The 21405-nt window shown below is 65.2% G+C and carries 21 protein-coding genes; 10 read left to right on the top strand and 11 right to left on the bottom strand.

What is annotated here, in order from left to right; all coding sequences use genetic code 11:
* Positions 1–133: 133 nt before the first annotated feature.
* The 4 genes from AC0L3X_RS10925 to AC0L3X_RS10910 all read right to left on the bottom strand — a co-directional run bounded on the left by AC0L3X_RS10925 (position 134) and on the right by AC0L3X_RS10910 (position 2847).
* Positions 134–1081, bottom strand: a complete 948-nt coding sequence (locus AC0L3X_RS10925; RefSeq protein WP_063981563.1) for a LysM peptidoglycan-binding domain-containing protein — start codon at positions 1079–1081, stop codon at positions 134–136.
* 141 nt (positions 1082–1222) lie between these two features.
* Positions 1223–1510: a hypothetical protein gene (locus AC0L3X_RS10920; RefSeq protein WP_063986147.1), complete on the bottom strand. Its 288-nt coding sequence runs from the start codon at positions 1508–1510 to the stop codon at positions 1223–1225.
* A gap of 156 nt (positions 1511–1666) precedes the next feature.
* On the bottom strand, positions 1667–1921 hold the full coding sequence (locus AC0L3X_RS10915) for a hypothetical protein (protein WP_063981562.1): 255 nt from the start codon (positions 1919–1921) through the stop codon (positions 1667–1669).
* 62 nt (positions 1922–1983) lie between these two features.
* Positions 1984–2847 carry a DUF3313 domain-containing protein gene (locus AC0L3X_RS10910; protein WP_166101843.1) on the bottom strand — a complete coding sequence of 288 codons (864 nt, stop codon included), beginning with the start codon at positions 2845–2847 and terminating at the stop codon, positions 1984–1986.
* A gap of 172 nt (positions 2848–3019) precedes the next feature.
* Here AC0L3X_RS10910 and AC0L3X_RS10905 point away from each other — a divergent pair, with 172 nt between their 5' ends.
* Entirely contained in the window at positions 3020–3697 is a 678-nt protein-coding gene (locus tag AC0L3X_RS10905) for a TetR/AcrR family transcriptional regulator (RefSeq protein ID WP_063981560.1), read from the top strand.
* A 9-nt stretch (positions 3698–3706) separates the two neighbouring features.
* Here the strand turns inward: AC0L3X_RS10905 and AC0L3X_RS10900 are convergent, their stop codons facing one another.
* On the bottom strand, positions 3707–4186 hold the full coding sequence (locus AC0L3X_RS10900; RefSeq protein ID WP_063986146.1) for a MarR family winged helix-turn-helix transcriptional regulator: 480 nt from the start codon (positions 4184–4186) through the stop codon (positions 3707–3709).
* Between the two features lie 103 nt (positions 4187–4289).
* Between AC0L3X_RS10900 and AC0L3X_RS10895 the strand changes: the two genes are divergently transcribed.
* On the top strand, positions 4290–5498 hold the full coding sequence (locus AC0L3X_RS10895) for an ABC transporter substrate-binding protein (protein WP_354131794.1): 1209 nt from the start codon (positions 4290–4292) through the stop codon (positions 5496–5498).
* A gap of 16 nt (positions 5499–5514) precedes the next feature.
* Entirely contained in the window at positions 5515–6693 is a 1179-nt protein-coding gene (locus AC0L3X_RS10890; RefSeq protein ID WP_063981558.1) for a cytochrome P450, read from the top strand.
* 35 nt (positions 6694–6728) lie between these two features.
* Here AC0L3X_RS10890 and AC0L3X_RS10885 read toward each other — a convergent pair whose 3' ends face one another.
* Positions 6729–7457: a hypothetical protein gene (locus tag AC0L3X_RS10885; RefSeq protein ID WP_166101856.1), complete on the bottom strand. Its 729-nt coding sequence runs from the start codon at positions 7455–7457 to the stop codon at positions 6729–6731.
* Positions 7458–7747: 290 nt separating this feature from the next.
* On the opposite strand from AC0L3X_RS10885, the gene AC0L3X_RS10880 reads away from it, so the two are divergent.
* Both AC0L3X_RS10880 and AC0L3X_RS10875 read left to right on the top strand, forming a co-directional pair.
* Entirely contained in the window at positions 7748–8671 is a 924-nt protein-coding gene (locus AC0L3X_RS10880) for an ABC transporter ATP-binding protein (RefSeq protein WP_028147643.1), read from the top strand.
* On the top strand, positions 8668–9429 hold the full coding sequence (locus AC0L3X_RS10875; protein WP_028147642.1) for an ABC transporter permease: 762 nt from the start codon (positions 8668–8670) through the stop codon (positions 9427–9429). Before AC0L3X_RS10880 ends, AC0L3X_RS10875 begins: the two co-directional genes overlap by 4 nt.
* A 116-nt stretch (positions 9430–9545) precedes the next feature.
* Here the strand turns inward: AC0L3X_RS10875 and AC0L3X_RS10870 are convergent, their stop codons facing one another.
* Complete coding sequence (locus tag AC0L3X_RS10870) at positions 9546–9869, bottom strand: hypothetical protein (RefSeq protein WP_063981556.1); 324 nt, start codon at positions 9867–9869, stop codon at positions 9546–9548.
* Positions 9870–10196: 327 nt separating this feature from the next.
* Here AC0L3X_RS10870 and AC0L3X_RS10865 point away from each other — a divergent pair, with 327 nt between their 5' ends.
* Positions 10197–10979, top strand: coding sequence for a L,D-transpeptidase (locus AC0L3X_RS10865; protein ID WP_063981555.1), 783 nt, complete (start codon positions 10197–10199; stop codon positions 10977–10979).
* Between the two features lie 2 nt (positions 10980–10981).
* On the opposite strand, the gene AC0L3X_RS10860 is transcribed toward AC0L3X_RS10865, so the two are convergent.
* Positions 10982–12244: a hypothetical protein gene (locus AC0L3X_RS10860; RefSeq protein WP_473316387.1), complete on the bottom strand. Its 1263-nt coding sequence runs from the start codon at positions 12242–12244 to the stop codon at positions 10982–10984.
* Positions 12245–12386: 142 nt separating this feature from the next.
* Here AC0L3X_RS10860 and AC0L3X_RS10855 point away from each other — a divergent pair, with 142 nt between their 5' ends.
* Positions 12387–13370, top strand: coding sequence for a glycerophosphodiester phosphodiesterase (locus AC0L3X_RS10855; protein ID WP_473316386.1), 984 nt, complete (start codon positions 12387–12389; stop codon positions 13368–13370).
* Between the two features lie 141 nt (positions 13371–13511).
* On the opposite strand, the gene AC0L3X_RS10850 is transcribed toward AC0L3X_RS10855, so the two are convergent.
* Positions 13512–15791 (bottom strand): fused MFS/spermidine synthase, encoded by a 2280-nt coding sequence (locus AC0L3X_RS10850; protein WP_063981553.1) that lies wholly within the window; start codon positions 15789–15791, stop codon positions 13512–13514.
* Between the two features lie 178 nt (positions 15792–15969).
* Between AC0L3X_RS10850 and AC0L3X_RS10845 the strand changes: the two genes are divergently transcribed.
* Positions 15970–17580: a phytoene desaturase family protein gene (locus AC0L3X_RS10845; protein WP_063981552.1), complete on the top strand. Its 1611-nt coding sequence runs from the start codon at positions 15970–15972 to the stop codon at positions 17578–17580.
* 284 nt (positions 17581–17864) lie between these two features.
* Here AC0L3X_RS10845 and AC0L3X_RS10840 read toward each other — a convergent pair whose 3' ends face one another.
* Entirely contained in the window at positions 17865–18020 is a 156-nt protein-coding gene (locus tag AC0L3X_RS10840) for a Flp family type IVb pilin (RefSeq protein ID WP_094183922.1), read from the bottom strand.
* 163 nt (positions 18021–18183) lie between these two features.
* Between AC0L3X_RS10840 and AC0L3X_RS10835 the strand changes: the two genes are divergently transcribed.
* Entirely contained in the window at positions 18184–19071 is an 888-nt protein-coding gene (locus AC0L3X_RS10835) for a 50S ribosomal protein L11 methyltransferase (RefSeq protein ID WP_063981550.1), read from the top strand.
* 84 nt (positions 19072–19155) lie between these two features.
* Here the strand turns inward: AC0L3X_RS10835 and AC0L3X_RS10830 are convergent, their stop codons facing one another.
* Positions 19156–19335 (bottom strand): hypothetical protein, encoded by a 180-nt coding sequence (locus tag AC0L3X_RS10830; RefSeq protein ID WP_028147633.1) that lies wholly within the window; start codon positions 19333–19335, stop codon positions 19156–19158.
* A 185-nt stretch (positions 19336–19520) separates the two neighbouring features.
* Between AC0L3X_RS10830 and AC0L3X_RS10825 the strand changes: the two genes are divergently transcribed.
* Complete coding sequence (locus tag AC0L3X_RS10825; RefSeq protein ID WP_063981549.1) at positions 19521–21350, top strand: aminopeptidase P family protein; 1830 nt, start codon at positions 19521–19523, stop codon at positions 21348–21350.
* Positions 21351–21405 lie beyond the last annotated feature (55 nt).

The raw sequence follows: 21405 nt of genomic DNA, 5'->3' as shown, positions 1-21405 counted from the left end.
CCCGAGGCGGGCGCCACGGCCCCTACCAAGAAAGCCCCGCCCCCGGTTACCGCCGCGACCCCGGGCACCAAGGTTAAACCCCAACCCGCCGTCCGGGCCGGGCTGGCCCCGCCCTGGACGAGTTGTGGATCAACTACTTCCGCCCTTGCGGCGGCGGCGCCGGCGCCGCCATCGCGGCCACAGGCTCCGGCGGCGTCAGGTGGCGCGGGACGATGATGGACTGGCCGGGAGTGAGCGGCGCGTTCTCCGCCAGCGAGTTGCTCTGCGCCAGCGTCCACAGCGGCACGCGGCGGGCGGCGGCGATGCTCTCCAGGGTGTCGCCGGTGCGCACCGGCACCCGCACGCCGCTGTCCCACAATTCCACCGGCGTGTTCGGCGGCACGAGATAGCGCAGCGGCACGGCATCGGCCTGGCTCTGCGCGGGGATGCGTGGCAGCTGCGTCACCATCTCGATGATCTGGCGATGGATGTCGTCCGACTTCTCGATGTTGATGTGCGAGACGCGGCTGTTCTCCTTGAGGTCGTAGCTCGCGTAATGGCCCCGATAGCCGGGCACGGCCACGACGTCGCCGCCGCCGAGCACGCTGTCGGAGAGGAAGATGTTGATGAAGCGCTCGACATTGAGCGGCACGTCGCCGGTCGCATGCGCGGAATCGATGGCGATGACGAGGCTGATCCGGATGTTCTCCTTGGCCGCCATCTCGGAGATCACGACCGAGCACAGCCCGCCCATGGAGTGGCCGATCAGCACGATCGGCGCCGGGCTCTCCTTGTAGCTGGAGATGACACGATCGCCGATCCATCGGCAGATGGTGAATTCATAGACGTCGGCCGAGAAGCCGGCCTTCGTCAGCTTTTCGCTGAGCCGGTCCATGCCGGTCGAGAAGATCGGCCCCATGGCGCCGCGGAACAGGTAGATCTTTGGCGGCGGCAGCGGCTCGACCGGCGGAGCGGGAGGCGGCGGCGCAGCGGTCGCGACCGCGGGGCGCTTCGGCTTCGCAGGTGAGGCAACGGCCATGCCGGTGCCTAGGGCGAGCAGCGCAACCGCTGCCAGCACGACTAGCCGCCTCAAATCGATCATCCGTCCAGCAGTCCCGCCATGGGAGGCAAAGGCCTCCTCCGCGGGCTTAGTGACCACCGATTGGGTGGATTTTGGGGCACGGAACCGGGCCCGTGACGCCCGTCGGTCGAGGTTCTCATTCTGCCCCTTACATCCCCGGCATCAGTTGAAGGGAACCCATGGCTGGGCTTCGCAGGCGTCGAGGATCACCGAGCTCTGGATTCCCTTGTAGGCGTCATCGTCGAAAAAGACCGAATAGGCCGGGTGTCTATCGGACGGACCACCGCGCTGCCTCAGGCAGACGAAATACGACGCCGGCCCGTGGTCGGTAGGACGGACGGCGGATGTCTCGAGTCCCCCGGTCAGCTTGACTTCGGCGGCTGCCTTCCTGACGCCCTCCTGCACCGCCTTGGCACCAGGCGGACGCGGAGGATGATAGACAGGAGGCAAATTCCCGCTCGATGCGCATCCCGCCAGCAAAAGCGTCAAGACGGCGGACAAGGCCGCCAGAGATCTGCGGCGGCCGAAGACGGACCTTCGCTGGCAGCACGCCAACTCATATCGTGAATGCATCGCTTGTCCCCGGTGCCGCGCTCGCTGCGCGCCTCATCCCTGGGTCAGGACGAGATAGAGGCAGCCGGCGACCGTGGGCAGGACCGCGACCAGGGCCGTCATCCAGAAGCCGGGCTCGAGCATCGAGTCCTGGTCATCCCTCTCGTCGACTGCATGCCGATCTGCGTTGGTCCGGCTCCACGCCTCATCGGCCGTGAACAGGGGAACGCTGCTCGCGCGCGCATCGTCACGCGCTGCGCTTTGGCGCAAAGCGCGTTGGGAAGGGCGAGTTATTCCGGATGTCAGCATGTCATCAACTCTGATCGGCTACCAATATGTCGAGCTCGGATGTTGCGGGGCGCGCAGCCGCATCACTGTGTCAGCGCCTGCTCTGAATTCGCTCCGGGCACAGGCGGCGGGGCCGGATTGTTGGCCGGGCTCTCCTTGGCGCCGGAATCGGTCCAGGCCGGCGGCAGGCCGAGCCCCTGCCCCGCGATGCCGGTGATGCCGGGAAACCGTCCGAACGCTTCGCAGGCGACATATTTGGGCGCACCGCCGAGCCGCACGGGAATGCTGTCCATCGGCGGCAGCGCGGGGATGCCGCCGAACGGCGACTCTCCGGTCGTAACCAGTTTTGCGAAGTCCGTGCCGAAATCGGCGGCGAGATCGTAGGCATCGCCCTCATTGGCGACCCGCGGAGAGTTCGTAATCGAGTTGGCGCCGCGCGCCCAGACCATGGCCGCCTTCTGAAATCCTGCAAAATCGCGCGCTTCCGCCTCGACCGACAGGCTGCCGAGCCCGACCGGAAGCCTCGGCACCGGTACGGGCACGCCGGGAAGCGCAACGGTCTTGGCTATCGACAGGGCTTTCGATGCGCCGGAGGCGGTCGGGCTGGTCGGCGCGGCATGCGTCACCGTCGCCTGCACCGTGAGATCGGCGTCGTCATCGGATGAGACGATACGGAAGCGCTCGCTCAAGCGGAGACACAGCTCGCGGCTGATGGCGTTCGCAACCAGGCGACGTTCCTTTTCGTTCAACACGACATCGGTGCGCGCGGGAAAGACGGTCGATGCGATCCGGATCGTCTTCGCCGCCAGCACATCCTGCTTGTTCACGCGGATCTTCGATCGCGTCACCAGCCCGTTCGCTTCCGACATCCGGTCGTAGCTCCTGAGCGAGCCGGCCTGTTCGAGCGGCGCGGTCGCACACCCTCCGAGCGCAAGCGCGGCACCCATCAGGGCCGTCCGTGGAAAGCGCATAGTCCCATTCCCGCATCGGCAGCTTATTAGAGAGATCGCTCTAATAATCACTTCTCACGCCTCGCAACATCCGTCAACATAAATAGATGGAACTCTCTAATTTTGATTTTCTCGTGGCGGATCGTCGTGCTAAACGGGGCGAGTGTGAATGGAGATGTCCGGTTTGAGGAAAGTCGACCCCGTCAAGCATGAGCAGAAGCGCGGGGAAATCCTCGGCGCGGCGATCCGCTGCTTCATCAGGGACGGCTTCCGCGGCGCTAGCACGACAGATATCTGCACCGAAGCCGGCATCAGTCCGGGCCACCTCTATCACTACTTCGCGAGCAAGGAGGCGATCATCGAGGCGATGATCGACCTCGGTCTCGCGCGGTCGGCCGAAAAGTTCGAAAAAATTCTGGCCGCCCCGGACGTGATCGAGGCGCTGCTCGTCGACATCGAGGAATCCAGCCTGCGATTTCGTCCCGCCCAGATCCTCAATCTGGATGGCCTCGCGGAGGCCGCCCGCAATCCCGAATTCGCTGAGATCATCGAACGCCACACCGGGGCGGTCCGCCGCATGTGGAGCGATTTCCTGCGCCAGGCGCAAGACCGGGGACGGGTGGATCCGGGACTCGATCCGGACGCGACGGCAAACATCCTGATCGCCCTCGTCGACGGATCACGCGCCATGCCGATCCGCAATCCGAAGCTGGATATCAAGCAGAGCGTAGAGCATCTGAGAACGATGCTCGTCCGCTTCCTGAACCCGCCCGACGCGCAGAGCGTTGCGATCAAGCCCCGCATTCAGAAGACCGGTCGTCCCCTGAAGCTGGTCAGGAAGCGATAGAGCCCGCCCCTAGAGCGGCAGGAGCCGGTTCAGCAATTCCAGCAGCATGCGCTGCTCGGCCGCGCTGAGCGGGGCCAGCATCTTTTCGTTGTAGGGCTCCGTCAGCCTTGCCCCCTCGGCAATGAGCTTTGCGCCCTTCGGCGTCAGCATCAGCTCGACGGCACGGCGGTCCGCCTTCGAGCGGTTGCGCTTGATGAAGCCGGACGATTCAAGCTCATTCAGGATCTTGATCAGGTTCGGCAGGCGCAGCCGAAGCAGGCTGGCGAGGCTGCTCGGCGGCACGCCGGGATTGTCACGAATGACGGCGAAGATCGCATAGGTCGCCGGGGTCAGGCCCAACGCGGCGAACTCCTCGTAAAAGCCTTCGAAAAACTTCAATTGCGCGAGGCGCAGCATGAAGCCGGGCGTCCGCCGGAGCGCGCGCAGGTCCAGCGATTTCTCCGGCTGCTGATCGGACTTCAACCCGGGTCTTACGGTTCTCGAACTCATGATCCTCATCCGCGGCGGCCACAGCCGAATTGACACTCTCAAAAATAGCTATAAAATATAACTATTATTTAGCGGCACCAAGACCGCATATGGGAGGGACACAATGAACAGCAAATTCCTGCACAAATTGTGCATTTTGGCTTCGATGCTGGTTGCCGCGCCGGGCTTTGCCCAGGTTGCCGTGAAGATCGGCATCCTGAACGACCAATCCGGTCCGTTCGCGAGCTATCAGGGTATCGGCTCGGTCGTCGCCGCAAAAATGGCGGTCGAGGATTATGGCAGCAAGGCCGCCGGCAAACCTGTCGAGGTCGTCGCGGCCGACCATCAGAACAAGACGGACATCGGGATCGGCATCGCCAGGCGCTGGTACGAGAATGACGGCGTCGACGCGATCTTCGATATCCCCAACTCGTCGATCGCGCTCGCCGTCGCCGGCATGAGTGCCGAGAAGAACAAGGTCTTCGTCGGATCGGGGGCCGGCACGGTGCTGCTCACCGGCGAGAAATGCACGCCGAATACCGTGCACTGGACCTACGACACCTATGCCTATGGGCGCGGCCTCGGCAAGGCGATCGTGCAGCAAGGCGGTGAGAAGTGGTTCTTCATCACCGCCGACTACGCGTTCGGTCACGATCTGGAGAGGCAGGCCGCGGAGGCCGTGAAAGCGTCCGGCGGCGAGGTGCTCGGCAGCGTGCGGCATCCGCTGGGAACGGCCGACTACGCCTCCTTCCTGCTCCAGGCCCAGGCTTCGGGCGCGAACGTCGTCGGCTTCGCCAATGCCGGCGACGATACCATCACCTCGATGAAGCAGGCCGCCGAGTTCGGGCTGACCAAGGACCACAAGCTGGTCGGATTGATCCTGGGGATGAACGGCCTTCCCTCACTCGGACTGAAGTTTGCGCAGGGCGCGCAGATCATGAACCCGTTCTACTGGGATCTGAACGACGGCACGCGGGCTTTCGCCAAACGCTTCGCCGAGCGCATCCCCTCGAAGGCTTATCCCAACGACATGCAGGCCGGCGTCTATGCCTCGGTCATTCACTACCTCAAGGCGGTCGACAAGGTCGGCGGCGCCAAGGACGGCAAGGCCGTCGTCGCGGCGATGAAGGAGATGCCGACCGATGATCCGCTGTTCGGCAAGGGCTACATCCGCAAGGACGGACGCAATATCCACCCGCTCTATTTGCTCCAGGTCAAGGCGCCCGAGGAGTCGAATTCGGCCTGGGACCTGCTGAAGGTCGTCGCCACGATCAAGGGCGAGGACGCATTCCGCTCGGAGAGCGAAGGCAAGTGTCCGCTGACCACGCAATAACGGCCGGGAGCTGACCATGAGCGGCATTGCATCCAGTCCGGTCGACCCGTTCGCGCCTGACTTCCTGATGGACCCCTATCCCGCCTATGAAGCGCTGCGCGCGCTCGGGCCTGCGTTCGCACTGGAGCGGTATGGCGTGTGGGCCATGGCAGGCTATGCCGAAGTCGAGCCGGCCCTGAAGGACTGGAAGACGTTCATCAGCGGCGAGGGTGTCGGGCTTCACGGGATGAATCCTGCCCTGCCGAAACCGCTGACACTCCAGATCGATCCTCCCGATCATGACAAGGGCCGCCGCGTCCTCGGCCGCACCCTGTCCCCGGGCGTCGCAAGGAAGCTGCGCGAGACGTTTCAGCAGGAGGCGGAGAGGAAGGTCTCGGAGCTGATCGACAAAGGCACCTTCGATGCCGTGGCCGATCTTGCGGAAGCCTATCCCATGAAAGTGTTTCCGGATGCGATCGGCATCCGGCCGGATGGCCGCGAGAAGCTGCTCGCCTGGAGCACCTTCGTGTTCGACAGCTTTGGCCCGGAGAACGAAATGCTGGCCACATCGCGCAAGGCGGGCCTCGCCGCACAGAGCTGGATCATGGAATGCTGCGCCCGGGACGCGTTGCAGCCCGACGGGCTCGGCATGATGATCTACCAGGCGGCCGACGACGGCGAGATCACCGAGCACGAAGCAACGCATCTGGTGCGGCCGTTCCTCACCGCCGGGATCGACACCACCGTCAACGGCATCGGCAACACCCTGCTGGCACTCGCCACGCACCCGGATGAATATCGCAAGCTGCACCACAAGCCGGAGCTGGCGCGCAACGCTTTCGAGGAGGGATTGCGCTACGACTCACCGGTGCAGACATTCTTTCGCACCACCTCGCGCGATGTCGAGATCGGCGGCGGCGTGATCCCCGCGCACCGCAAGGTGCTGCTGTTCATGGCCTCCGCCAACCGCGATCCGGCGCGGTGGGACAAACCCGACCGCTTCGATGTCGAACGAAGTGCGACCGGACATGTCGGCTTCGGCGCCGGCATTCACGCCTGCGTCGGCCAGATGATCGCGCGTCTGGAAGGCGAATTGATCTTCGGCGAGCTCGCAAGACGCGTGAAGACCATCGAGCTCACGGCAGAGCCGAAACGCACGCTCAACAATTCCCTGCGCGGGCTGGAGAGCATGCCGGTCCGCGTGACCGCCGCTTAGGCGGCATCACGCGGTGCTGCGGGTGCGACGCGCCCTCAGTTCCTGGCCGGCGCCGTCGCCGCCGCCGAGCGCGCCTGCCGCGGGGCCCTGGGTGCGCCGGGTTCGGCGACCGGACCTGCCGGGGCGCGCGAGCGCAAGATGGCGGCGTCGATCTCGCCGATGACGCGGCGCTGGATCGCCTCGTTCTTGTCGATCGAGATGTGGCCGACGCCGGTGCCGCGGACGTCGACATTGTCGAGCTTGCCGCGGAGGCCAGCCGCGGCGCGCACCGGCTCACCGGGACCATCGCCGATATAGATGTTGATGTAGCGCTCGGCGCCGGTCGACAGCCTGGTCTTGAATACGGAATCGAGGCCGATCGCGAGCTTCACGGGCACCCCGAGCTGGTTGAGCTTGGCGATCATGTCCGGCAGCGCGGTCGCGCCGGAGGAATGGCCGACCAGGACAATGGTCTTGACGCGACCGGCCCTGTAGTTGGCCGCGGCCTCATCAGCGAGCGAGGACCAGGACACGAAGTTCGCGACGGTCACCTGGACGCCCTGCGCCTGGAGGCGGGAGCCGATCGTATCGAGCCCGAGCGAGAAGATGTTGAGCACGCCGCGGAGCAGGTAGACATGGGTGGTCGCGGCCGCGGACTGGCTCGGCGCCGCCCTGGCGGTGGTCGGGCTAATGGCAACAGCTGACAGCAGGAGCAGGCAGATCGCCCACACACGGAGGGCGGGCAACTGGCTGGCGCCGGCGGTGTGACGGCCGTTCGGTCTCATCTCGATGTTTTCCCTGGGGACGATACGCTTTGCGATTGGCCGGAATCGTAGCCACGGCCTGCTCGCAGACGCAACAAAGAGGCGCGTGAGCGGCAATCTTAGCCACAAGTCGTGACCCTCGCGCAACACTTGCCCGGAACCTGCCACCGAAGGGGCTGTTTTGAGACCATTTTTCTCCGGCCAATTGCGGCCGGGCAAGTGCATTCCTATTTCAGGGCTCCGCTGACCTCCTCCCCGGACGGTTCCAGCCTCCCCCTCCCCAGTCTTTACCTTTCAGCCCTGCGGCCATCATGTCCTCCATCATTTCCGTCGCCAATTTGTCGAAGACCTACGGGTCCGGCTTCAAGGCGCTCAAGAACGTCAATCTCGACATCAAGCGCGGCGAGATTTTTGCGCTGCTCGGCCCCAACGGCGCCGGCAAGACCACGCTGATCTCGATCATCTGCGGCATCGCCAACCCAAGCGAAGGCACGGTCCTCGTCGGCGGCGAGAACATCCAGACGTCGTACCGCAAGGCCCGCTCGCTGATCGGCCTCGTGCCCCAGGAATTGCACACCGACGCCTTCGAGAGCGTGTGGGCGACGGTGAGCTTCTCCCGCGGCCTGTTCGGCAAGCCGAAGAACCCCGCCCATATCGAGAAGGTGCTGAAGGACCTCTCGCTCTGGGACAAGAAGGACAACAAGATCATCACGCTCTCCGGCGGCATGAAGCGCCGCGTGATGATCGCGAAGGCGCTGTCGCACGAGCCGCAGATCCTGTTCCTGGACGAGCCGACCGCCGGCGTCGACGTCGAGCTGCGCAAGGGCATGTGGGAGGTGGTGCGCACCCTGCAGCAATCCGGCGTCACCATCATCCTGACCACGCACTACATCGAGGAAGCCGAGGAGATGGCCGACCGCATCGGCGTCATCAACAAGGGCGAGATCGTGCTGGTCGAGGACAAGGCGACGTTGATGGAGAAGCTCGGCAAGAAGCGGTTGACGCTGCATCTGCAGGGCAAGGTCACGACGCTGCCGGACAGCCTCAGCCATTACGAGCTCGACGTCTGCGACGGCGGCGCGACGCTCGTCTACGACTACGACACCAAGGGCGAGCGCACCGGCATCACCAGCCTGCTCAGCGACCTCCGCAACGCCGGCATCCGCTTCAACGATCTCGACACGACGCAATCGTCGCTCGAGGACATCTTCGTCGACCTCGTGAGGACGTCATGAACCATCGCGCCATCCGCGCCATCTATCTGTTCGAAATGGCGCGCACCTGGCGTACGCTGCTGCAAAGCATCGTCTCGCCTGTCGTCTCGACCTCGCTCTATTTCGTGGTGTTCGGTGCCGCGATCGGCTCGCGCATCAGCCAGGTCGAGGGCGTCAGCTACGGCACCTTCATCGTGCCGGGCCTGATCATGCTCTCGGTGCTGACGCAGAGCATCGCCAACGCTTCCTTCGGCATCTACTTTCCGAAATTCACCGGCACGATCTACGAAATCCTGTCGGCGCCAATTTCCTATGGCGAGATCGTGCTCGGCTATGTCGGCGCCGCCGCGACGAAGTCGATCATTCTCGGCCTGATCATTCTCGCCACCGCCGGCCTGTTCGTGCCGCTGCACATCCATCATCCGGTCTGGATGCTGACCTTCCTGGTGCTGACGGCGGTGACGTTCAGCCTGTTCGGCTTCATCATCGGCATCTGGGCCGACGGCTTCGAAAAACTCCAGATGATCCCGATGCTGGTGGTGACGCCGCTGACCTTCCTCGGCGGCAGCTTCTATTCCATCGACATGCTGCCGGCAGGCTGGCGCACGGTGGCGCTGCTGAACCCGGTCGTCTATCTGATCTCGGGCTTCCGCTGGAGTTTCTACGAGATTGCGGATGTCAGCGTGTCCGTCAGCATCTGCATGACGACGGCGTTCCTGGTGATCTGCCTCGCCGTGATCTGGTGGATTTTCCGCACCGGGTACCGGCTGAAGAACTGAGCTGTCATTACGGGGCGCGACGAAGTCGCGAGCCCGGAATCCATCGGGCGGCAGAGTTGGTGGATGAATGGATTCCGGGCTCGCCCTTCGGGCGCCCCGTAATGACGATGGTGGACTTACCTGTAGCAGTGGAAGCGATGGTAGCCGTCATAGTAGCCGCGGCAGCGGTAGTGGCGGTGATGCGGAATACCGAACACGCCCTCCACCGCACCGACGGCCCCTCCAACACCGGCGCCCACCGCGCCGCCAACCACGCCACCGACAGGCCCGGCGATCCGGTTGCCTTCATAGGAGCCTTCCTGGGCGCCGCGCACGATGCCCTGGGCGTGGCCGGGTTGCGGCAGCGACAACAGCGCGAGCAGGATGGCGGTGGCTGCGAACAGCAGGCGGATGGGCAAACCGGCCGGCAATTGCGCGGCGGCGATACGGGCTTTGTTCATCTTCGGTCCCAAGGGAATTAAAGGGGAAAGGGCAGCGGAAGCCGCCCGTCGAGGGCAGCCACGATCAACGCCTGAAGCGGCCGAATGGTTGCGCCTTTGTGACGAATTGTCGGCGTTGTGACTGCTCGGCACGCTCGCGAAAATGTCAGCGCCGCCGCCAGCCACGCGGCACAAAGCGGCCTTGCTTACGCCCGGCATCGCGTTAACGATGGAGGGGCAGCCCGCTGGAACGAAAGCCGGATTGCAGGCATATTGCACGCCGGGGGACGGAGAGCCGCGGCGCCTAGCGTGAACAGGCCGGAGGCCAGAACTCAAATGCGTTTCCAGATGCGTTCTTTTTTCATCGCTTTTTCCTCATTGATGTTTTTGAGCGCGGGCGCCGCCCAGGCCAAGGTCGAGATCACCGTCGACAAGGACAATCAGCAGATGACCGTCGCCGTTGACGGCGTCGCGCGCTATCGCTGGCCGGTGTCAACCGGCATCCCCTCGCGCGAAACGCCGGGCGGCGCCTTCCGCGCCTTTCGCATGGAAGAGGATCACTACTCCAAGGAATTCGACGACGCGCCGATGCCGCACGCGATCTTCTTCACCAAGGTCGGGCACGCCATCCACGGCACCGACTCGGTCAGCCGCCTCGGCTCGCCGGCGTCGCACGGCTGCGTGCGACTGTCGCGTCAGAATGCCTCGACGCTCTATGCGCTGGTGCAGCAGCAGGGCGTGCTCAACACCACGGTGACGCTGACCGGCTCGGCCCAGGTGGCTCTGGCCCGCAACCCGCGCGGCCGCAACCCCACAGCAGTGGCCCGCGCGCCGCAGCCGGCCGAAGAGCAGTACGCCACCTCAGGCGATCCCGTGAATCTCGCACCGCCGGCGCAGCCCGCCCGCCGCTACATGCCGCAGGACGACAATTACATCTACCCGGCCGACGGCAGCGACACCGGCACGCGCTATCCCGCGCCGCGCTCGGCTAGCCGCCCGCTGTATGACGCACAGGTCTATCAGCAGCAGCAGCAGCCGCAGCAGTACTACAATCAAGGCTACGGCCAGCAGGGCTACTATCAGCCACAGCCCCGGCAATACTATCAGCCGCGCGGTTACTATCAGAACTGACGCTACCGAAACGCGGCGTTGCCGCGTTCGACGATCTTTCGCACAGCATCGACGAAGGCACGCGCGACCGGCTCGAGGATCTCGGGCCCGGTCGGGGCGAGATCGTCCGACGGCGTATGAAACGTCCGATGGCGCCCAGCCATGCCGAGGAAATTGGCGTAGCCCGCCGCGTGCACATCGCGCAGCTCACCGACCGCCTGCTTCTCCGTCACCAGGCGCTTGGCCTCGACATTCGCAAAAGCCTCGTCGGTCAGTGCGACGGCGGATTTGCTCAGCACGAGATAACGCTCTTGCTCGGGCCGATCGGTGCGGGCGCCTTCCGCGAAGGCATAGCAGGCGTTCGACGAACCGAAATGAATCCACGCCAGCGTGTCCTTCGGTGCCGGCGCTCCGTGCTTCAAAAACAGTTCCATGCCGCCATGGCCGATCTCGTGGCCGGCGGTGGCGATGAAAACAAGATGCGCCGGCCATTTCTCGGCGGCGACGGTGCGCGCCAGCGCGAGAAAGTTGGCGATGCCGGGGCCGCGCTCGCAGACGCACGAGTACCAGCCGGTCATCGGCGTCGAGACGACGATGACCGGCCCACGGCCGGCCCCGATCTCGGCGATGACGTTGCGGCCAACAACATCGCGCTCGTAATGGCCCTTGACGTCGAAGGTGACGCGCGCGCCTGAGGCGAGCGCGCGCTCGAACACCGCTCGCGACGCCGCGCCGACCACGATCACCGGCACCGGCCAGGGCGCATCCTCCTGCGTGACGTTATAGGCGAAGCGGTCGTCGGCGGGGTTGCCGATCATCAGCAGGATGGCCGCCGGCTTCCTTGCCGCGGCTTCCGCGATCGCCGTACGATGGGTCGGCCCCAGATAGGCGCCGCGATCGAACGGCAGATCGAGCAGAAGGATCTTGCCGGTGACATCGCCATCGCGCGCGAGCGGCGCGGCGAGATGGAAGCTGGCCTTGTCCTCCGGCGGCCACCAGAATGGCGTCGCCTCGACAGAGATGCCGGCAGCTTCAGCGCTGGCCCGCTCGACGACATATTGCCGCCCGAGCACGACGGGCTGGAAGCTGATTTCGAAACCCGCCTGCTTCATCTCGCCGGCGATCCAGTCGGCCGTCGCGCGATCGCCCGCCGAGCCGAAGCGGTGCAGACCGAAGGACGCATAGCGCGCCACATCTTCGTAGAGGCTCGCACCCGAGAGCACATCCTTGGCTAGCGCCTGTCCGACCATGAGAATCGCCATCGTTGCGATGAAGATAAGCCGCATATGAATGGCTCCCTGAACCGTTGTTTTTTGAGAGCCAGTTTCCGCCTTCCCCGGCCGCCGTCAAGCACCTGTCGACCACGAAGCTGGACGAACCGGGCGAAGATTTCATAAGCTCCTCTTTTCACCTGGGCTGCGAACCTTGATGCCGTCACGTGCCGCGACAATCCTGATCGTGCTCTCGGTTCTCACTGCGGGACAAGCCATGGCCTTTGATCTCGAGGCGCATCGCGGCGGGCGCGCGCTGTTGCCGGAAAACACCCTGCCGGCCTTCGCCAACGCGCTGTCGATGGGCGTGGACACGCTGGAGCTCGACGCCGGCGTGACCGCGGATGGCGAGGTCGTCGTGTCGCATGAACGCGGGCTCAATCCCGACCTCGCGCGCGATGCAGGCGGCGCTTATGTCGCCGCGCCCGGTACACCGTTCGTGAAGCTGCGGTTGGCCGACGTCAGGACCTATGACGTCGGCCAGATCCGGCCCGACAGTTCCTACGCGAAGCAATTCCCCGACCAGCGGGCCGTGCCAGGGACACGCATTCCCACCCTGGGCGAGCTGTTCGCGCTGGTGCGCAAGGCCGGCAACACGCGCGTGCGTTTCAACATCGAGACCAAGATCGATCCAAACCATCCGGACGAGTCGCTCGATCCGCGAGGCTTTGTCGCAAAGCTGCTCCAGCTGATCGAGGCCGAAGGATTTTCCGATCGCGTCATGATCCAGTCGTTCGACTGGCGGACCCTGTTGCTCGTCCAGCAGCAGGCGCCCACGATTCCGACGGTCTACCTGACGCTCCAGCGCGGCTCGGGCCAGACGGTGGCGTTGGACAAGGCGACGAACTGGACGGCGGGTTTCAGCCCGGCCGATCACGGCGGCTCGCTGCCGCGGACGATCAAGGCTGCGGGCGGCACGGTCTGGTCGCCCTATTTCGGCGATGTAACCGAGGCGGTCGTCTCGGAGGCACACACGCTCGGACTGCGTATCGTGGTCTGGACCGTCAACAAGCGCGAGGACATGGCGCGCATGATCGAGCTCGGCGTCGACGGCATCATCTCGGACAGGCCGGACCTGCTGCGGCACGTCGCGGGCGAGAAGGGAATTGCATTGCCGGCGGGAACGCCGGTCGTGCCGTAGCGCTCGATCTCGTGTCCCGGACGCGGCGCGGCATGAAATAACGCGACGCAGAGCCGGGACCCAGAAACGTAGGCCCCGGCTCTGCAGCGCACCGCTACGCGCTGCGCAGCGTCCGCGGCGCGCGATGGTGTCGTAGCAGCCCTACTCCCCATCCCGCAGACGCCGGTACAGCGCGCCCAAAATATTGGAATAGTCGTCGGTCCAGACCCGCACCCGGTCGTCGGCTTCGGTCTGCTCCCATGACTTGGAGGAGGCGAGCCGGCCGACGTCGGCCTCCTCGCGCGCGGAGATGACGACGTCGGTCGAGAAGATGTAGTCCCCGTCGCGTCCGGAATCCTCGTTGAAGACCCAGCTCTTCAGATCGTTGGCATCGGCGATGCCGACCACGACGGTCTCGAGATCGAGGTGCCGGTTGGAGACGTGCATCACCACGGCGCCGTGCGGCGCCAGCTTGTCCTTGTAGATACCCATCGCCTCTTCGGTGGCGAGATGAATCGGGATCGCATCCGACGAATAGGCGTCGACGATGATCAGGTCATAAGCGCCGTCGGGCTCTTTCGCGAAGGTGAGGCGAGCATCGCCGATCACCGGCTTCAGGCCCGGCATGCAGCTCGATATGTAGCGAAAGTTCTTCGGATCGCTCGCCGCGTCGACCATGGACTGGTCGATCTCGAAAAAGGTCCAGCTTTCGCCGGGCTCGGCGGCACAGGCGAGCGTGCCCGATCCGACGCCGATTGCCGCAACCTTCAGCGGCGCGCCCTTGCGCTCGCGGATCGCGGTGATGGCCTGACCGATACCGCCGTCCTTGTGGTAATAGGTGATCGGCTCGGGCCGGCCGACGACCGGCGTGCCGTCATTGTTGCGGAAGCGCTCGGCGCCGTGGATCGTGGTGCCGTGCATCAGCACATGGAAGTAGCCGCCGGGCGTCACCACGATCTTGTGCACGCCGAAGAAGCTGCGCACCGTCGTGACGCGGCCTTCGTCCGCCGGATAGACGCGGATCAACGCCAGCGCGAGCGCGGCGGTGGCGAAGATCTTCCAGCGGCTGGCGTTGAGCGCGAGCGCCAGAAGTGCCGCGAGCACGCCGACGGCCCCCGCGACCCAGACGCGATGATCCTCGAACCAGGTCGAGAGATCGCCGGTCATGTAAGACGGCGCGACCAGCGCCACCGCGAGCACGGCGAGTGCCAGCCAGTACCATCTAACGATGCCCGCCAGCCGCTCGTTCGCCGGCGGCCGGCACAGCGCGGCGAGCGCGACCAGGATCGGGTATTCGGCGATCCAGGAGAAGGTGAATGGAGCAACGAGGCCGGCAAAGAGGCCGCCGACCATGCCGCCGAACGACAGCGCGACATAGAAGCCCGTGAGATATTTGGCGGCCGGCCGTGTCCGCGCCAGCTCGCCATGGCAGGCCATGGCGATGACGAAGAAGCACAGTTGGTGGCCGCCGAGGGTCAGCAGCAGATTCTGTTCGCCGCCGAACGCCAGCAGGACGATGACGCCCGCGATCGCGACCGGCTGGAGCATCAGCATCCATTTGTGCGGCAGCAGCGGCCGCGACTGGAACACCACCACCCAGGTGAGCAGATACAGCGACAGCGGCAGCACCCAGAGCAACGGCGCCGCCGCGACGTCGGTCGAGATGTGTGCCGTGACGGCGATCAGCAGGCCGGACGGCACTGCGGCGAGGAAGATCCAGCGCAGCCGCGTCACGATGCCTGGCGCCGGCGCATTGACGTCCTCGGTCTTTGCGTCGACCACGGCCAGCTTCGGCGAACGCAGCAGCAGCACGCCGCAGGCGGCGATCAGGAGGATCAGGAGGCCATAGCCAAGGGTCCAGAACCGGTTCTGCGTGTGCAGCGTGAAAATCGGCTCCAGCAGGAACGGATAGGACAACAGCGCGAGGAAGCTGCCGATGTTGGAGGATGCATAGAGGAAATAGGGATCGTGTCCGGCAGGATGGCCGGTGCGGACGAACCAGGCCTGCAGCAGCGGATTGTTGGCTGCGAGCGCGAAGAACGGCAGGCCGATCGAGACCACGAACAGGCCGAGCAGCCAGAACGCATAGCCGGAGGCCGGTGGATCGCCGTAGGCCGTGGCGACGCCGAGCGGCAGCGTGGCGAAGGCTGCGATCAGCAAAACCAGATGCACCGCGACCGGAACGATGCGATTCCTGATCTGCATCAAGAGATGCGCATAGGCATAGCCCGCCAGCAGCAGCGACTGGAAGAACACCATCGCCACCGACCACACTGCCGGCGAGCCGCCGAGCCGCGGCAGCACCATCTTGGCGAACAGCGGCTGCACCGAGAACAGCAGCAGCGCGCTGACGAAGATCGCGGCGGTGTAGACCGTCAGCAGCAGCCGGTTGCGCGACGAGGACGGCTGCTCCGTGGCGGCGGGTTGCACGATCGAATCCATGGAAGCTCCGGCTCAAACCCCGGCGGGCGCCGGACGCGCGCAATGGAGCACAGGGCGCATGAACGGGCAATAAAGGGTCTCGTGATGTTGCAGCGACGATTGCTTGATATACAGATGTCATTCCGGGTCTGGTCCTTCGGACCATCCCGGAAAGACCGCGGAACATTTTGAATCCTTCATGAGCGAAACCGACGTCATCATCATCGGCGCTGGCCATAATGGCCTCACCTGCGCGGCCTATCTCGCGATGGCGGGCCTGCGCGTGCGCGTCGTCGAGCGCCGCAAGGTGGTCGGCGGGGCCGCGGTCACGGAGGAGTTTCACCCCGGATTCCGCAACTCGGTCGCGGCCTACACGGTGAGCCTGCTCAATCCGCAGGTGATCCGCGACTTGGGCCTCACTGAACAGGGCCTGCGGATCGTAGAGCGGCGCGCCCAGAATTTTCTGCCCGCGCCCGACGGCAGCTATCTGCTCACCGGCGAGGGGCGGACGAAGGAGTCCGTCGCGCGGCTGAGCACGCGCGACGCGAGCGCGCTCGACGGGTTCTCGCGCGAACTGGAAGACATCGCCGACGTGCTGCGGCAGTTCGTGCTGCGTGCGCCGCCGAACCTGCTCGACGGTTTTGGCACGAACGCGATCCGCGAAGTGGTGAACGCGATCCAGAGTGCCAACATCCTGCGTGGGTTGACGCTGGAGCAAAGCCGCAGCCTGCTCGATCTCTTCACCCGCTCGGCCGGCGAGATGCTGGACGAGCGCTTCGAGCACGATCTGGTCAAGGCGCTGTTCGGCTTCGATGCCATCGTCGGCAATTATGCCAGTCCGTACGCGGCGGGCTCGGCCTATGTGATGCTGCACCACGCCTTCGGCGAGGTGAACGGCAAGAAGGGCGTTTGGGGCCACGCCATCGGCGGCATGGGCGCGATCACGCAGGCGATGGCGCGCGCCGCGCAGGGCCGCGGCGTCACGATCGACACGGATGCGGGTGTGCGCGAGATCATCGTCGAGCGCGACCGCGCCGTCGGCGTGGTGCTGGACAACGGCGAGACGATCCGCGCGAAATATGTCGCGGCCAACGTCAATCCAAAGCTGCTCTATACGCGGCTGATCGCGGCCGACGCCCTGCCCCCGGACTTCCTCGCGCGCATCCGGCACTGGAAGAACGGCTCCGGCACCTTCCGCATGAACGTGGCGCTGGACCGCCTGCCCTCCTTCACCACGCTCCCGGGCGACGGCGATCACCTCACCTCCGGCATCATCCTGGCGCCAAGCCTCGGCTACATGGACCGCGCCTATCTCGACGCGCGCGCGCTAGGCTGGAGCCGGGAGCCTGTCGTCGAAATGCTGATCCCCTCCACGCTCGACGACACGCTCGCACCGACGGGCAAACACGTCGCGAGCCTGTTCTGCCAACACGTCGCGCCCGAACTGCCCGACGGAAAGTCCTGGGACGACCATCGCGAGGAGGTCGCCGATCTCATGATCGCGACGGTGGACAAATACGCACCCGGCTTTGCGGCAAGCGTGCTCGGCCGCCAGATCCTCTCCCCGCTCGACCTCGAACGGCAATTCGGCCTGCTGGGAGGCGACATCTTCCACGGCGCTCTGACGCTGAACCAGCTGTTCTCGGCGCGGCCGATGCTGGGCCATGCCGACTATCGCGGTCCCCTGAAGGGCCTCTATCATTGCGGCTCCGGCGCTCACCCCGGCGGCGGCGTCACCGGCGCCCCAGGCCACAACGCCGCACAGGCGATCTTGAGGGATCACCGCTCGCTGTTCGGAAGCCGTGGATAGGTCTGTGGAAAGGGCTGTGGACAGGCTGTTGGCAAGGCTGTGAGAAAGCAGTGGGTCGCCTGCGCGCGGCAGGCCCGGCGCGCCCCGTACAAGGCGGTGCAAAAGCTGCGGATGAGTGGCGGGATAAAGCCGTGGACAACTTTGGGGAAACGGGTGGAGGGCCTGTGGGCATTCCGGTGCCCCCAAAACGACCTCGCCCGCCGGGGGCAACTCCCCGTGCGGGCGATCGTCAGGTAACAGCCTCTAAAGAAAAACAGCCCCCGCCAGGAAATGGGAGGCGGAAATTACTTCAAGGAACTGCTAATCGAACCGAACTTGTCGTTCAAGCTGGTGCCCAGGCTGTTCACCACGGTGATGATCGCCAGCGCGATGCCCGCTGCGATCAGGCCGTATTCGATCGCGGTTGCACCGGATTCGTCCGACCAGAACTTCAAAACCATGCTCTTCAAGACTCGCCTCCGTTTCAATTCCAAGATGCGTTGGCTGAATCCAACACCCGGAAATGTACGGGGTACAACCTGCAGTCAGGTTAAATCGGAACCTGCAAGTTATGCGGAAAATTGGGAACAAAAGTGCCAAAAATTGAACTGACGGAACCCTAGAATGCAGCTTTCTCCCACTCATCGCGCCTGCTTTTCGATCGGCACCGAGGCCGCGGCCAAGCGCGTCGTCGACGTGCTCACGGAGGTCTTTTTTGACGGCGACGCGGCGGTCGCCGCCTTTGAGCGGCCGGACGGACAGTGGGACGTCACGCTCCATTTCGCCGAGACGCCCGATCAGGCATGGCTGCGGGAACTCATTGTAACTTCGGCAGGAAACGAGATCGCCGAAACGCTCATCTTCGACATTGTCGAAGCCAAGGATTGGGTCAAGGCGAGCCTCGAAGATCTCATCCCGGTGCCGGCCGGGCGCTTCGTCGTGCACGGCAGCCACGACCGCGACCACGTCGCGCCGAACAAGCTTGCCATCGAGATCGAGGCAGCGCTCGCCTTCGGCACCGGCCACCACGGCACCACCCGCGGCTGTTTACTGTTGCTTGACCACGTCCTGAAGAGTTCCCGGCCGAGGAATCTGCTCGACCTCGGCACCGGCACCGGCGTGCTGGGCATCGCCGCCGCGAAGGCGCTGCATCGCGCGGTGCTCGCCTCCGACATCGACCCGCCATCGGTGCGGGTGGCGGCCGAGAACGCGACGCTGAACCACGTCGGCAACCAGGTGCGGGTGATCCGCGCGACCGGATTTGCCGCACCGGACTTTGCCAGATGCGGCCCGTTCGACCTGGTCCTGGCCAACATCCTTGCCAATCCGTTAAGGCAATTGGCCGGCCCGATGGCGCGGCACCTCGTGCCCGGCGCGCGCGTCATCCTCTCGGGCCTCTTGACCCACCAGGCCCCCGCCGTGATCGCCGCCTACCGCGCACGCGGCCTCGTGCCGCTGCGGCACGTGCGGATCGAGGGGTGGAGCAGTTTGTTGCTGCGGAAGATGGGGTAAGGCAGCGTAGGCGCCGTAGGGTGGGCAAAGCGGCTTGTCCGCCATAGCTCGAAGAGCGACGGCGGTGCCCCCTACGACACCGCCCTACTCCGCCGGCTTCTCGTCCCGACGTGTCGCGCGCTTACCCTGCAAGGCACGCCTGGCGCGGCGCTCGGCGAAACGGTCGATCATCTGGCTGATGAGGCCGCGCGGCTTCTTCGGTGTCGTTGCAGCCGGGGCGCGGTGGGCCGGCGGCGAAATCTTCTCAAACATGAACGCTGGCATCGTGTGTCCCCTCGCCGTTGAGATGAACCACCCGCTCGAATTTCCCTGTTATCCGGACGAAGCGCAACTGCTGCATCCTCTACTCCACTCAATTCGAATGGACCATTTTCAAGCACGGTCCGTGCCAGATGCGACCCCAAATGCGTCTACATTGCGGACTGATCGGCATGATCCTAAACTGAGCCATGTTCGAAGCACACTTCCAGACATTCGAGGAGCCCGAGGCCGGCGTCGCATTGACGGCGCGCCTGGCCGCGCTCCGTGAAGAACTCGCCCGCCGCAAGCTGACCGGCTTCGTCGTTCCGCGCGCCGATCAGCAGCAGAACGAATATGTGCCCCCCTCGGAAGAGCGGCTGGCCTGGCTGACCGGCTTTACCGGTTCCGCAGGATTGGCGGTGGTGCTGACGCATGAGGCCGCGATCTTCGTCGACGGCCGCTACACGATCCAGGCGGCCAAGCAGGTCGACGCAAAGGCCTGGGCGGTGGAATCGCTGATCGATCCGCCGCCGGAGAGCTGGGTATCGACGCACCTGAAAGCCGGCGACCGCCTCGGATTTGATCCGTGGCTGCACACTTCTTCGGCAGCCGAGCGCCTCGCCGCCGCCTGCGCCAAGGCCGGCGCCGAGCTGGTCGCGGTCGACAGCAACCCGGTCGACGCGATCTGGCAGGACCGGCCGCAGCCGCCGCTGGCCCCGGTCGCCGTGCACAGCCTGCAAAATGCCGGGGTCGCCGAGGCCGAGAAGATCACGCAAATCAAAAGCGAGATCGCCAAGCTCGGCGTCGACGCGCTGGTGCTCTCCGACAGCCACGCCGTGGCTTGGACCTTCAACATCCGCGGCGCCGACGTCGCCCATACTCCTTTGCCGCTGTCCTACGCGCTGGTGCCGAAGGACGGCCGGCCGACCGTATTCATCGACCACCGAAAACTCTCCAATTTGACCCGCGACCATCTGGAGCAGTCCGCCGACGTGCGCGAGCCCGATGCGATGGCACCGACGCTGATGGCGCTCGCCAAGAGCGGCGCCGCGATCGCACTCGACAATGCCACCGCGGCCGACGCGCTCAGCCGGCTGATCGCAAGCGCCGGCGGCAAGCCGGTGCGCGGCAGCGATCCGATTGCGCTGCTCAAGGCCGTCAAGAACGCGACCGAGATCAAGGGCACACGGACGGCGCACCGCCGCGATGCCGTGGCGCTGGCGCGCTTCCTCGCCTTCGTCGATCGCGAGGCATCAAGCGGCAAGCTGACCGAGATCGACGCGGTCGAGGCGCTCGAGACGTTCCGCCGCGACACCGGCGCGCTGAAGGACGTCTCGTTCCCGACCATATCAGGCACCGGTCCGAACGGCGCCATCGTGCACTACCGCGTCACCCGCAAGAGCAACCGGCGCATCGCGCCGGGCGATCTGCTGCTGATCGATTCCGGTGCGCAATATGAAGACGGCACCACCGACGTCACCCGCACGATGGCCGTGGGCGAGCCGACCGGCGAGATGCGCGACCGCTTCACCCGCGTGCTCCGCGGCCACATCGCGATCGCGCGCGCGGTGTTTCCCGACGGCACCACCGGCGCGCAGCTCGACACGCTGGCGCGGCAATATCTCTGGGCCGCCGGCGTCGATTTCGAGCACGGCACCGGCCACGGCGTCGGCAGCTATCTCAGTGTGCACGAAGGACCCGCGCGGATCTCGAAGCTCGGCACGACGCCGCTGAAGCGCGGCATGATCCTCTCCAACGAGCCCGGCTATTACAAGACCGACGGCTTCGGCATCCGCATCGAGAACCTCGAGCTGGTGGTCGCCGCCGACATCGAGGGCGCGGAAAAACCGATGAACGCGTTCGAGACGCTGACCCTGGCACCGATCGACCGCCGGCTGATCGATGTCGCGATGCTGGGCAAGGACGAGCTCGACTGGCTCAATGCCTACCACGCGCGCGTCCGCGCCGAGGTGCGGCCGGCACTGGACGAAGCGACGAAGGCCTGGCTCGATCAGGCGACGGCCGAGCTGAAGGCGTAAGCTCGCGCCGGAGATGCATGGCGCTACGCGATTTGCGCAACGCTCTCACCTCACA

The sequence above is a fragment of the Bradyrhizobium sp. MI1.7 genome (assembly GCF_055811795.1).
Note: the sequence above shows the minus strand (reverse complement) of the source record. Positions and strands in the feature narration are given on the sequence as shown.

Bases quoted from the DNA above. Each gene is read 5' to 3' on its own strand.
- AC0L3X_RS10835 (WP_063981550.1), top strand. From the start codon at position 18,184: ATGCAGCTTTCTCCCACTCATCGCGCCTGCTTTTCGATCGGCACCGAG.
- AC0L3X_RS10845 (WP_063981552.1), top strand. From the start codon at position 15,970: ATGAGCGAAACCGACGTCATCATCATCGGCGCTGGCCATAATGGCCTC.
- AC0L3X_RS10870 (WP_063981556.1), bottom strand. From the start codon at position 9,869: ATGAACAAAGCCCGTATCGCCGCCGCGCAATTGCCGGCCGGTTTGCCC.
- AC0L3X_RS10910 (WP_166101843.1), bottom strand. From the start codon at position 2,847: ATGGGTGCCGCGCTTGCGCTCGGAGGGTGTGCGACCGCGCCGCTCGAA.
- AC0L3X_RS10850 (WP_063981553.1), bottom strand. From the start codon at position 15,791: ATGGATTCGATCGTGCAACCCGCCGCCACGGAGCAGCCGTCCTCGTCG.
- AC0L3X_RS10880 (WP_028147643.1), top strand. From the start codon at position 7,748: ATGTCCTCCATCATTTCCGTCGCCAATTTGTCGAAGACCTACGGGTCC.
- AC0L3X_RS10860 (WP_473316387.1), bottom strand. From the start codon at position 12,244: ATGCGGCTTATCTTCATCGCAACGATGGCGATTCTCATGGTCGGACAG.
- AC0L3X_RS10890 (WP_063981558.1), top strand. From the start codon at position 5,515: ATGAGCGGCATTGCATCCAGTCCGGTCGACCCGTTCGCGCCTGACTTC.
- AC0L3X_RS10900 (WP_063986146.1), bottom strand. From the start codon at position 4,186: ATGAGTTCGAGAACCGTAAGACCCGGGTTGAAGTCCGATCAGCAGCCG.
- AC0L3X_RS10855 (WP_473316386.1), top strand. From the start codon at position 12,387: ATGCCGTCACGTGCCGCGACAATCCTGATCGTGCTCTCGGTTCTCACT.
- AC0L3X_RS10840 (WP_094183922.1), bottom strand. From the start codon at position 18,020: ATGGTTTTGAAGTTCTGGTCGGACGAATCCGGTGCAACCGCGATCGAA.
- AC0L3X_RS10925 (WP_063981563.1), bottom strand. From the start codon at position 1,081: ATGATCGATTTGAGGCGGCTAGTCGTGCTGGCAGCGGTTGCGCTGCTC.
- AC0L3X_RS10905 (WP_063981560.1), top strand. From the start codon at position 3,020: ATGGAGATGTCCGGTTTGAGGAAAGTCGACCCCGTCAAGCATGAGCAG.
- AC0L3X_RS10830 (WP_028147633.1), bottom strand. From the start codon at position 19,335: ATGCCAGCGTTCATGTTTGAGAAGATTTCGCCGCCGGCCCACCGCGCC.
- AC0L3X_RS10825 (WP_063981549.1), top strand. From the start codon at position 19,521: ATGTTCGAAGCACACTTCCAGACATTCGAGGAGCCCGAGGCCGGCGTC.
- AC0L3X_RS10865 (WP_063981555.1), top strand. From the start codon at position 10,197: ATGCGTTCTTTTTTCATCGCTTTTTCCTCATTGATGTTTTTGAGCGCG.
- AC0L3X_RS10915 (WP_063981562.1), bottom strand. From the start codon at position 1,921: ATGCTGACATCCGGAATAACTCGCCCTTCCCAACGCGCTTTGCGCCAA.
- AC0L3X_RS10895 (WP_354131794.1), top strand. From the start codon at position 4,290: ATGAACAGCAAATTCCTGCACAAATTGTGCATTTTGGCTTCGATGCTG.
- AC0L3X_RS10885 (WP_166101856.1), bottom strand. From the start codon at position 7,457: ATGAGACCGAACGGCCGTCACACCGCCGGCGCCAGCCAGTTGCCCGCC.
- AC0L3X_RS10875 (WP_028147642.1), top strand. From the start codon at position 8,668: ATGAACCATCGCGCCATCCGCGCCATCTATCTGTTCGAAATGGCGCGC.